2 protein-coding genes are annotated in these 2,336 nt (G+C 41.0%); both read left to right on the forward strand.

Annotation, left to right across the window (positions count from 1 at the left end; genetic code table 11):
* Positions 1 to 296: 296 nt before the first annotated feature.
* Positions 297 to 1,886: a DUF2334 domain-containing protein gene (locus tag WAM07_RS09300; protein WP_422166275.1), complete on the forward strand. Its 1,590-nt coding sequence runs from the start codon at positions 297 to 299 to the stop codon at positions 1,884 to 1,886.
* A gap of 77 nt (positions 1,887 to 1,963) precedes the next feature.
* The coding region (locus tag WAM07_RS09305) for a hypothetical protein (protein ID WP_422166277.1) at positions 1,964 to 2,336 on the forward strand (373 nt) is incomplete at its 3' end.

A 2,336-nucleotide genomic window follows, 5' to 3' on the forward strand; every position in this document is an offset into this window, starting at 1 on the left:
ACAAAAGCGTTATAAAGCACCAGATTATGACGAAGAACAGTATTTATAAATAAATTAATAATTTAGAATATTCCAATAAAAAGGAAAATACATAGGATAGAAAGTCTACATCGAAGATTTTAAATAAACGCTGGATCAGTAAACTGACATCATCTTGTTCTTTATTACGAAAAAATCTTGCTTATTTTACAAAATAACCCTTGTATTTCGTGAGAAAATCATGTATTGTGCTTTATAAAGAACAATAGCTGAGCAATTATTCCCGCATAATCTAATTTAAGAAAGGGGGAGGTACTTTGAGTACTCGTCGTTCACTAAAGGCAGCGTTTCTGGGAATGGGTATCTTCATTCTGGTTCAATTCTTATTCTTTCCATCGCCTGCTTTGGCTAAGGAGACATCCGGCCAGCATCCTGACGTACTCGTCGTTTATTCGACGGAGAACAACGAGCTGACGGAGCAGCAGAGAAAACTGGATCTTTTAATCAGTCATTTTACGAAGAAGGTACGTTTCACATCTGCCGAGGATTTAGCCAGAGAGAATCTCCAGGAGATCACGCACCTTTTCTATTTTGGGGAAGAGCAAACGGTACTGTCTGAAAAAACGGTCCGTCTGATTGATGATTTTTCCGGCGTAAAGATGATCGTTGGATATAACGAAAATCAGTTTCCACATAGCTATGGTTTCGTTAAAAAGAACGGAAGGGCGATTATTGAGAAGTTAACGTTAAAAAAGACTGAGGAAACAATTAATCTATCAGAACGCCATCAAATATTTAACATCGTTACGGGGTCTGGTGCGCAGACGCTCATCTCAGCTGATGGAAGCAGCAACGAACATCCACTGTTAGTAAAGAGCCATTCCAATTATTATTATGCAGACAGTGAAATTTCGTTAGAGGATGCCATCCTAATGGGAGAAGTTCTGCACCAAGTATTCGAAAAGGACCATAAAGAGAGTCACCCGGCTGTTATCCGATTGGAAGATGTGAATCCCAGACTGGATCCTGAACTGCTTCGTCAGTGTGCGGAGGTGTTAATAGAGAGAGACCTCCCATTTATGGTCGCCGTGACACCCGTTTACAAAAACCCCGAAACCGGAGAAGAGTACCATTTAACCGACGCACCTGATCTTCTCAATGTACTTAAGGATATTGAAGAACAGGGGGCAGCGATCGTTCTTCATGGGTACAGTGATCAAGCAGGTTCTGGAAAAACAGGGTCTGGATTTGAATTTAGTAAAATGGAACGTTCCGAGTTGGAAACACGGATCGAGAAAGGTAAAGAAGAACTGGTAAAGCTGGGGCTTACGCCTCTCGCTTTAGAAACTCCTCATTACACCATATCTCAAGAAGGATATGAAGCAGCGGCCAGCCACTTCACGAAATACCTGGGTCAGTTACAGCTCACAAATGATAACTGGAAAGTCATGATGGAGGCTCCGTATCTTACCTCTCCAACGTATCTTAAAGGGATGGAATTGATTCCAGAGACGCTTCGGTATGTACAGGAAAGGGAGGTCCATTCCATAGAACGCATGGGTGAAAGAGCGGATAACTTAATGATATTAAGAGACAGCGTATTGAGTGCTTTCTACCACCCTTATCTCGGTCCGGAGGGATTAGAAGAAGTAATAGAAGAATTGATGAGTTATCCTGACCTGGAGTGGGCGAATCTTAAGGCAGACGTCTCACTTACCAAGGGACTAGCTGTTCATGGCAAATCCTCTGATCAAGAAGATTTACTATTGAACGGAAAGGTTAAACAAAATTCTTTTTTATCCTTAAACTTACGCTGGAATCCTATCATGATTGGTGGGGGCATCACGATCATGGTCATCCTGCTGTCTTACGCTCTGTCTCTAAAAATCAGGAAAGAAAATGAATAGAGTCTATTTTTTAACCATTCGTTCTTTATATAGAACGTAAATTTGATAGAAAGTAAGAATCTTTAGGAGGAAAAGGAATGAAAAAACATTATCCTGTAACGATTTTCATGACAGTCTTAATCGCCGTTGTTTTCATTCTAACAACCCATCCAGTTATGGCAGCTAAAAGCAGTGATCCGAAAGTTCTGATCGTTTATCCTTCCGACCAGAAGGAGATAAATGAGCAGCAGCGGATACTGGACATGCTCATTAGTCATTTCACGACCGATATTGACTTTAAACAGCCGGATGAAATTGAAGAAAATGATTTAGAAATATACTCACATGTATTTTACCAGGGAACGGAGAAGGAAGATTTACCGAAAGGGTTTCAAAAGGCTTTAGATGACTATGAAGGCACCATCGTAGCACAGGGGCACAATCTGAACCAGCTGGGAGGTCGTTTATCGT

Origin of the sequence: Halobacillus sp., assembly GCF_049282395.1 — a bacterium.
Taxonomy (GTDB): Bacteria; Bacillota; Bacilli; order Bacillales; family Halobacillaceae; genus Halobacillus.